At 46.7% G+C, this 8,185-nt stretch carries 8 protein-coding genes and 2 pseudogenes; 4 read left to right on the forward strand and 6 right to left on the reverse strand.

From position 1 onward, the window contains the following. From DWV57_RS13945 to DWV57_RS13960, 4 genes are all read left to right on the forward strand, one after another. The coding region (locus tag DWV57_RS13945; protein ID WP_243112369.1) for a hypothetical protein at positions 1 to 552 on the forward strand (552 nt) is incomplete at its 5' end. Positions 553 to 708: 156 nt separating this feature from the next. Continuing rightward, positions 709 to 1,101 carry a hypothetical protein gene (locus tag DWV57_RS13950; RefSeq protein ID WP_223383318.1) on the forward strand — a complete coding sequence of 131 codons (393 nt, stop codon included), beginning with the start codon at positions 709 to 711 and terminating at the stop codon, positions 1,099 to 1,101. Between the two features lie 11 nt (positions 1,102 to 1,112). Further along, positions 1,113 to 1,820, forward strand: a complete 708-nt coding sequence (locus DWV57_RS13955) for a hypothetical protein (RefSeq protein WP_015536562.1) — start codon at positions 1,113 to 1,115, stop codon at positions 1,818 to 1,820. A 210-nt stretch (positions 1,821 to 2,030) separates the two neighbouring features. Then, a complete protein-coding gene (locus DWV57_RS13960) occupies positions 2,031 to 2,957 on the forward strand; it encodes a trypsin-like serine protease (protein ID WP_005924705.1) in 927 nt (308 codons plus the stop codon). Between the two features lie 776 nt (positions 2,958 to 3,733). On the opposite strand, the gene DWV57_RS13970 is transcribed toward DWV57_RS13960, so the two are convergent. The 6 genes and pseudogenes from DWV57_RS13970 to DWV57_RS13995 form a co-directional block, all read right to left on the reverse strand. After that, positions 3,734 to 4,015: a DUF6061 family protein gene (locus DWV57_RS13970; protein ID WP_015536560.1), complete on the reverse strand. Its 282-nt coding sequence runs from the start codon at positions 4,013 to 4,015 to the stop codon at positions 3,734 to 3,736. Between the two features lie 89 nt (positions 4,016 to 4,104). After that, positions 4,105 to 4,383, reverse strand: a pseudogene (locus DWV57_RS13975) (DNA topoisomerase); the annotation flags it as partial. Between the two features lie 100 nt (positions 4,384 to 4,483). After that, positions 4,484 to 5,227: a DUF4366 domain-containing protein gene (locus tag DWV57_RS13980; protein WP_120021094.1), complete on the reverse strand. Its 744-nt coding sequence runs from the start codon at positions 5,225 to 5,227 to the stop codon at positions 4,484 to 4,486. Then, complete coding sequence (locus DWV57_RS13985; RefSeq protein WP_097785686.1) at positions 5,211 to 5,474, reverse strand: DUF4315 family protein; 264 nt, start codon at positions 5,472 to 5,474, stop codon at positions 5,211 to 5,213. The genes DWV57_RS13980 and DWV57_RS13985 overlap by 17 nt, the downstream gene beginning before the upstream one ends. Before the next feature lie 14 nt (positions 5,475 to 5,488). Then, positions 5,489 to 7,222, reverse strand: a complete 1,734-nt coding sequence (locus DWV57_RS13990) for a C40 family peptidase (RefSeq protein ID WP_120021095.1) — start codon at positions 7,220 to 7,222, stop codon at positions 5,489 to 5,491. Continuing rightward, positions 7,219 to 8,185: pseudogene (locus DWV57_RS13995) on the reverse strand (conjugal transfer protein TraE); the annotation flags it as partial. The gene DWV57_RS13990 and the pseudogene DWV57_RS13995, both read right to left, overlap by 4 nt.

Genomic DNA, 8,185 nt, shown 5'->3' on the forward strand with positions numbered 1-8,185 from the left:
TGGACACTTGTGAGAGTTCACAAATGTCTGGCTTTCTTTTTGTCTGAACTTACAAAGATGGAAAATTTGAAAAATTTTCTCCTGAAAATTGAAACGAAGCGAATGCGAATTGCGTTGATTATACAAAGGCTCTTGATGGGAGCAAAAAAACGGAGGTGTATGTCTATGTCGAAAAAGCGTTTGTTGTCCATTGTTGTTTCAGCGGTGATTCTCTTGAGCTTTGCCTGCACCGCAATGGCCGCTGAAAAGTCTGAACGGTATGTAGGCGATAGTACGGTCAACGGATCTATTTACCAAACATACTATCAGGTTGATGCCCAGACTCGAACTGGAGTAAAGAAAATCAGCGTTTCAGGCGTTCTCTATGAAAAGGGGACAATTGGAACATGGCAAAAAGTAAGTAGCTGCTCAAACAGCAGCACGACCTCAACCTGCATGGTGAGCAGTAGCTTTAACACTAAGCCCGGAAAATCTTATAGGCTTGAGTATTCTGCGACCTTTAGCTATTCCGATGGACGGAGCGAAACCATTACCGGAAGTACCAGTAGATAAGTGGAGTTTGTTATATATTTCAGCAAGTTAGAAAGGTGTGAGGTAATTATAAAGGCGAGACCAACGCGAGTTATCCGATACCTAGCTATAGTCGCACTGTGCTTGCTTTTGGGCTTTATGCTTGGAAGAAAAAGCAAATATGAAAAACGAGATTATTTGAAACAATTCAAAATTGGAAAAGCAACATACTCTGAATCGTTGATATATGAGGCTTATGGCGGATTGCAAAATGATGGGATAATGTTAGCGGTATACTACGATGTGGATGCAGCCAAAATTATTCATCAACTCGATTCATGGGAGAAAATTAATGATTCTCCAACCATATCTTCTATATTAAAAAATGTGTCGTCATATTTTGGATTAGATTTTGTGATTCCTGAAATTGCAAGTGGAAATTTTTTTCTTTATGATAATAGTCAGCATAAGGAACTACGCTCGGAAGCCGAAATGAATACATTGCTTTTACATTCTGAAGATGTGAATTTTAGTCTCGTTGTCTGGGATGATGAGAAGCACACAATTTATATAGTAGAGTACAGAATTTAAGGAGGTTCGTTATGAAGAGGTTCGTATCATTAATTCTTTCAGTGTGTTTTTTGTTTTCGATAAATACTGTGTCTTATGCTGCTAACATAAGCAGCCGTAAAGCTAGCAATCCTGTTATTCAAAGCATGAATGATAAGTATCATGTTGATTTTTCGGGAATGTCGATAGATGAATTAAATAAGTTTATCGATAAGATGAAAGATGAAGATCAAACACGTGCATCTGGAAATTTGTTAAATAATACACAGCTTGCATGGTTGGCAGCTGCGCAAATTGCACGGGATAAGGGATATGAATGTGCGGCTCTTATGGTTGAATTCTCTGTATATAATATTGACTATTCTGAGAGTGTGACGGATTCTTCGACGCCATTGCTTGACAAGTTAAACACGACAACAGTTTTTAATAATTATAAAAACAAAGTACTTAATAGTGGCTTGAAAGATTTTAGTGGAGGAAGTTGGTCTTTTACAATTCAAAAGTCTGATAATGCAGATTTATTCTATGCATTGCATAGGGTAAGCACCTCTGGAACAGGCTTCATGATTGGTAATTCTATAATGTATTACTTGATTACCGTTCATGACACATTTGATTTTGCATATGACAACAACTATGACGACTTGTTTACTACTACAGTGAACAATTGGGCTTGGTTGTGCCAGCAGACGCATGTGTTGAATCCCATAGAGATAAATCTTAGCACGGCTATTGGATAAAAAATCAGTGGTATTTATTTTTTTGCGAAAGTAAAAGTTGAAATCTAAAATAAGGATGGCTCTAACGTATGAAAAATTTTACGGAGGTGTTTCCAATGCAGAGCAACTGATGTATAAGAAATCTTGTGTATACTCTAAAAGTAAAGAAGGAAAATTAAAATAGCTAGTGAAAAAATATCTCGTAGAATTTTTTTGAAAGCAAGTGGGATTGTGGCTCTTTCTTCAATGGAGCTTAACTCTGGGCTGACTGCTTTTGCAGATAATCAAAGTGATGGAAGCAAATCTCATATCGAGAGATACCATAGATACGATTTTGATACAAAAGAAGAATCTATAGAGGAAATTATAGTTGAAACCAATTCCTTCACGGATGGAGAGACAACTGCAGGCTATTTTCCAAATGGAAAGATTTCGGATATTGATCTATCCGATCTGTATGCGATTATCGGAAGCAATGATATCACTGTTGTTGATAATCCAACGGCAACACCATATTGTAGTACGGTATGCCTACAGATAACGACCAATAATGGAGGGACAAATTATGGTTCTGGATTTATGATTGGGCCTAATGCACTTGCAACAGCAGCACATAATCTATACAGTATAAAGGAAAAAGCCTACGTTAAGTCGGTAAATGTCGCACCTGCTCGATCTGATAATAGTAAACCTTTTGGAAGCGAAAATGTATCGGCAAGTTCGATGATTGTTAGTGATTCTTATCTTGCTGGAACAAGTTCGGAGGATTGGGCGATTATTACGCTCAAGAATAATTTAGGAACGAAAACGGGATGGCTTGGGTTACATTGGCAGTCTAGCAATTATTCATCATCACAGTTGGTGTATGCTTATGGCTATCCGAGCCAAATAAATGGTGCCGATGCGAGATATCGGATGTGTAAATCTTCTGGGTATATTAGAAGTCAGACTTCAAAATATCTCAAGGGCGATTGGGATTTGACAGGTGGCTTTAGTGGTGGTCCTCTTGTAGAATATATTTCTGGAGCTGGGTATGTAGCTATCGGAATCCATAAAGATGGAAGCACAATTGATGGTTCTTCATATCCAACTTCTTATACAGGGGCATTGAGAATAACACAATCGCTTTATACGCTGTTCCTTTCATACAGAGGTTGATAAAATGAAATGCAAACGGAAGATTATGGTTGGCATAGCATTTGTGGCAGTGGTTCTCTGCATTCTATTTCAATCGAATACATTCGGAAGAAAAAAATCGGAACTTATAATTGAAGAAGTTGACCTGAAGAACAATTGTATTTATGCGACTGCAAAAAATCAATTATATGATACGGATGACAATTATATAATTTATGGCGTATCAAACTACTTGAAAGGAAATCTTCAGTTGTCGTATCTTAAAGAAGGCGAAAGCATTCTTGTGATATCAAACGGTAAGGTGTTGCTATCAGATCCGTATCAATTTGATAAAATATACAGTATTCAACTGTTGCAATAGCGTTTCATTTTCTCAATAAATAATATAAGCTATTTACAGCTGCCTCCTCTGTTAAGTGGTGGTGCAGTGCTTATTCTCAATAACGATGCGATTGATGAAAATGATAGACCTTTTTGGAATTTAGAATTTTCTCAATAATCAAGCCCCCAAAATGGCAAACTTGAAATCATCGAGAGATACATAAAATATAGGGTTAAATCGACTTTCGTGTCGAAAAAACAAGTGCTAGAAATAGCAAAATTCATTGAATTTTAGAATGACATTTATAAGAAACCAGTAGATTTGCCTGATATTTGTGATTTCTTTGACCGTTGGGCCATTGATTTTGCACTACATTGATTTTGCACTACTATGAGCAAAGGAAAAACTTAAAATAAGCAAACAACCCGCCATTTGCAGCGACTGCAAGTAGCGGGTTGTTTGGCCTATTTAGAGGTTAGTCTTTCAGTTTGCCATGGTCACAGCCAAGTGAGAGATAATGCTCAATCTCACCACTCAGCACAAGCTGGACGCACTCCAAGGGCTTGTTGTATAGTAGCCAATCAAGTTCAGCTCGCTGTGCCGGGGTATTGCCGTATTCGTCCTCGATGGCAAGGCAGTCAATGGCAATGGCAGAGCCATCAGCGAACTGGGCTTCCGCTCGGTTGGTGTCCATATTATAGTGCCAAGAACGTGCTTTTTGAGAACTATTCTGGTCAAAAATTCGATTTTGTTTCATTTGAATGCCCTCTTTGATGCTTTTATGATTTAGTTTTTTGACGAGATGAGGTCTCTTTTTTCTTTCTCTTGAGTCACCCAACCGCACTATCCTGCATCGCAACTGTTCACAATGCTGTCTACGTCCGGGCGGTGCATAAGTTTTTGCAGGATGCCAAACTGCTTTTTGGTGGACGTAGACACCAGATACTGCCACTTTTGCGGCAGGATGGGCAGGTCTGCGAGGCTCCACTTGACGTATTTGGCATCGTAGACATTGGGCGGTGCCAGTTCCACCAGATGACCCACGCACCAGCTGACAAGATAGCCGTTGCCCTCAAGGTAGCCGTCCTGACGGCTAGTCGCACCGAGGACTTTTGCGTAGGACATGGCCACCGAGGGCTTTTCTGCTACAACTAGAATTGAAATAAGCGTTCCCTCCAATCTGTTTCGGATTGCAATATGTACGGCGGCAAATGCCGCCTTGAAATCAGATGGGTTCGGTGTCCTGCTCGTCCGGGGCTTCGCCCTCATCCGGCATATCGGTAGGGATCTCAAAATCGCCCTTGTCCTCGGTGTAGTTTGCATCGGGGTCAAGGGCTTCTTTTTCGGCCTGCTTTTTCTGCTTCTGCTTTGCGAAAGCGTAGAAAATGCCGCCTGCCGCCAGCGCAATCAGCACGACTACGCCCAGAAAGCCGGATGCGATCTTTGTGACCTTATTTTCCTTGGGCTGTTCCGTACCGGATGCCGCCGTTTCCTCGGCGGCTTTCTTGGCTTCTTCCTCGGCTTTCAGCCTGTCCTGTTCCGCCTGCGCCGCTGCTTCTTTTTCAGCGGTGTAGGCATCGGCAGCATCTTCCTCCATCAGAGCCAGAAGGTCGGCTTCGTCCACAAGGTTCATAAAGTGAACGGTCTGCTGCCCCTTGGCGTTGCGGTCAATCACCAGATAGAAAGTCGCACCCGACTTCGACACCAGCGTAATGAACTGCTGACCGCTGCCATCGGAATAGTCGGTGTGGTAATCGTCCACCAGCGTCAAGTTGCCCTCCGGGGTCAGGGCACCAGTCTCCTCATCGGTCACGGTGACTACATCTTCTTCATCGGTGGTAGAAGTCAGGACGGGCTGTTCCACTTCCTCCACAGGCTCACCGCCATAGGCAAAAGCGGGAGCCGCCATGCCAGCGCACAGTGCCACCGATACCAGCAGTGCGCCCAGTTTCTTAATCTTCATCTGCATCCTCCTTCTCGAAAGTTGCACCCACGGCAGACAGCGCAGCAGGGTTCGGGGTGGTGGTGGCAGACTGCCGCAGCAGGGCGGCGAGCTGTTCCGGCGTGACCTTTGCCGTCCGCACCATCTCGTTGACCTCGGCAGAATCTTCCTCCTGAATGCGCCGCTCCAGGATCTCGATGCGATTGTTCAGCTTGATGCGGCGTTCTTTCTCTTTTGCCAGCATCGCCCGCAGTTTATCCGATTTTTCGCTCATAGTAACTTCTCCAATCATTTTGAAAGCCGTCCGAACCCGGCGAGATGCTTCTCCCAGTAGGACGAGTGAATGTTTGCGTACTTGATGGGGTCTCCGGCACTGACCATCATGCCGTTGCCGAGATAGATTCCAGTATGGCTCATGCCGGGGGTGTCATAGGTGCCTTTGAAGAAAACCAGATCACCGGGCTTTGCATCGGCTTCGAAGATGTGCTGGCTCTTGTTCCACAGACCGTTGGCGGTAGTGCGCCCTACATCGTAGCCGTTCTGGTTGTACACCCAGCAGACATAGCCGCTGCAATCAAAACCGGTTTCCGGGGTAGAGCCGCCCCACACATAGGGTGTGCCCACATACTTTTGCGCCTCCTTGTAGATGGCGGCAAATTCGCTGTCCGTCAGGGCTTCTGCCGGAACCTGATAATCAATACCGGGTGTGCCGGAGCCATCGGAGCCACCGGGCGGCAGTCCGCCGTTGAACAGATACGGTCTGCCGCCCAAGGTGTCCTGAAAGATCTCGTAGCGTTTCCATTGGTCGTTGTCCAGTTCCTCCCGGATGACCACCTCCAAGCCACGGTTCACCAACTTGGTGTGGAAAATCTTGTACTCATACGGCACTTGGGTAGGAACAGGGATACCTGCCGGACTGATGACCCAGACCGTCTTATACCGAATCTGCACCTCCACCCATGTGGTCAGCTTGTACTGCTTTTTGAAGGTCTCCTTCAGCTTGCCCTGCACTTCCGACCGGGTGTAATCATCATACAGAGTGGTCAGGAATGAAGTGAGCTGCCACGGGTCGTGTTCAATGGGGTCAAGGTGGTACTGGTACTCGTTGTAGCCGGGGTGGTCGGTGGGGGTGCGCTTGATCTTTTTATCCAGTTCCTTTTCCAGCTTTTTGTAGTCCTGCTCTGCACCCCAGATGTCCCGATCCTCGGCAGAGTATATGGTCTGCCCGGACACCTGTGTGCCGCCCGAAAAGAGGATACCGCAGGAGGAAAAGCCCGACATCACCATGAGGACGAGCAAAAGAAAAACGCCCACAATCACCAGAACGTGTGCGTTGCCTTTTGCGGCATTCACCAGCCCCTTTACGGCGGTGCTGACGGCAGTTTTGCCCTTTTCTACCGCCTGTTCCACGCCGGACCGGGCAGCAGATGCACCGTTGGATGCCGCTTTGCCACCTGCGGTCTGCGCCGCCGTACCCGACCGGGCGGCAGCATAGTAGCTCTGCCGGATGTCTTGCTTCTGCCGCCATCGGGAAAGCCAGTTGGAACCGCCCTCGCCGGTGCCGGATGCGCCTGTATCTTGTGCCGCAGTTGGCTTCTGCACGGAAGATTTTGCGTTTCTGGCACCCTTCTTGCCCTGCATCTTGGCTTTCCTCTTGAGCTTCCGGGCATAGCGGCTCTTGGAAATATCCCGGACATTTCCTGCCGCCTTTTCGCCCTCGCTCAGCGCCTGCGTGCCCATATTGTCATCCTCGTACTGGTCAACTTCGTGATGCGCCGCAGACCGGGCGGCATGGGCAGCGTACATCTCTCGCTTCTGCGCCTTACTCAACCGGCTCAGTTCGTCCGGGGTCAGTTCCGCCTTGCCAAACCGCAGATGCTGTGCCTTTTCCGCAGCTTTATCTGCATCGGTTTTCAGCTTTTTCTTTTTGGGCACCGTCTGCTCTACCTTGGCTTTTTTCGGGGGAGAACGGGTCTTTTTGGTAGACGATTCCTCTTTGATGTTCAGTTTCGGTTCACTCATTTCTGCGCGCCCTCCGAGACTTCACCCAACTTGGTGGTCATAATGCGGTAGAGTTCCAGATCGGTGGGGAAACGGTCCACAAACGGCAGAATGACATTACCGAAAAACAGCAGCCCTTCGCCCTCGCCGGAGTGGGTCACATAGGAAAGCTGATGAGGGCTGATGTTGAGCTGCTTTGCGAGAATCTGGCGGTCTCCCGCAGCCTGATTCAACATGATGATCATGTCGCTGTTCTCGAAAATATTCTCGACCTCACGAGAAGAAAGAAGGTCTTTCACGTTCTGGGTCAGCCCTGTGGGAATACCGCCCCACTTGCGGAAACGCTTCCAGATCTCCACGGAATAAGCGGCGGTCTGCTCCTCTTTTAAGAGGAGGTGCATCTCATCCATATAATACCGGGTGGACTTGCCGCTGCTGCGGTTTGCCGTGACACGCCCCCACACCTGATCCTGCACGATGAGCATACCGAGTTTCTTCATCTGTTTGCCCAGTTCCTTGATGTCGTAGCAGACGATGCGGTTATTGACGTTCACGTTAGTGCGATGGTTGAACAGGTTCAGACTGCCCTTGACGTAGATTTCCAGAGCCGTGGCAACATGGTGGGCTTCTTTTTCCTCCTGCTGAAGCAGAGCGTTGTACAAGTCCTCAAGGATGGGCATATTCTCCGGGCAGGGGTTCGCAAAATATTTGCGGTAAATCAGATGCACACAGCGGTCAATGACGGTTTTTTCCACCGGCAGCAGACCTTCCTTGCCGCCCACCACCAGCTCACACAAAGAAAGAATAAAGTCGGCTTTCAGGGACAGCGGATTATCCTCCTCGGAGTAGTTGGCGTTGATGTCCATGGGGTTGACAAATTGGGTGCTGTTGGGGCTGATTTTGATGACCTGACCTTTCAGCCGGTTCACCAGCGGCGAGTAATCGGCTGGGTCAGCGGTGTTACCACCGCCTTCCCGCCTAAGA

The sequence above is a fragment of the Faecalibacterium sp. AF10-46 genome (assembly GCF_003604105.1).
GTDB lineage: Bacteria > Bacillota > Clostridia > Oscillospirales > Ruminococcaceae > Faecalibacterium > Faecalibacterium taiwanense.